The sequence below is a fragment of the Streptomyces monashensis genome (genome assembly GCF_001866665.1).
GTDB classification, from domain to species: domain Bacteria; phylum Actinomycetota; class Actinomycetes; order Streptomycetales; family Streptomycetaceae; genus Streptomyces; species Streptomyces monashensis.
Genome location: NZ_MLYO01000087.1, coordinates 1 through 373, shown reverse-complemented (window position 1 = coordinate 373; position 373 = coordinate 1). Strand labels below are relative to the sequence as shown.

The window sequence follows — 373 nt, the reverse complement described above, 5'->3', positions numbered from 1 at the left end:
GAGGAGGCCAGGGACCGGCTCGCCGCTCTGGCGGCGGCCGAGGGCCTTTCGCTGCGTGCCTACCTGGCCCGCCTCGCCGAGAGCCTGCTCACCCCGGCCGAGCGGGCCGAGCGCGCCGAGCAGGCCCGCGCCGCTCTGAAGGAGTGGACCGGCTACGCCCCGAGCCCCGCCGAGGAGCGGGACCTCGACAGCGAGCTGGACCGCCGGCTCGCCCAGGCGGCCGCCCGGTGAGCGACGCCATGCACATCGTGCTGGACGATACCGCGATGGCCGCGGCCGGCCGCGGCAACGTCCTGGCATCCCGGCTGATCCACCGCGCCCACGCCCAGGCCGACTGGTACCTCTACGCCCCCACCTGCGCCCTCGTCGAAGC

1 protein-coding gene is annotated in these 373 nt (G+C 76.4%); it reads left to right on the top strand.

What is annotated here, in order from left to right; all coding sequences use genetic code 11:
- Positions 1-231 (top strand): hypothetical protein (locus BIV23_RS39835; protein WP_071385884.1); only part of this gene is annotated, 231 nt, incomplete at its 5' end.
- Between the last annotated feature and the right edge of the window lie 142 nt (positions 232-373).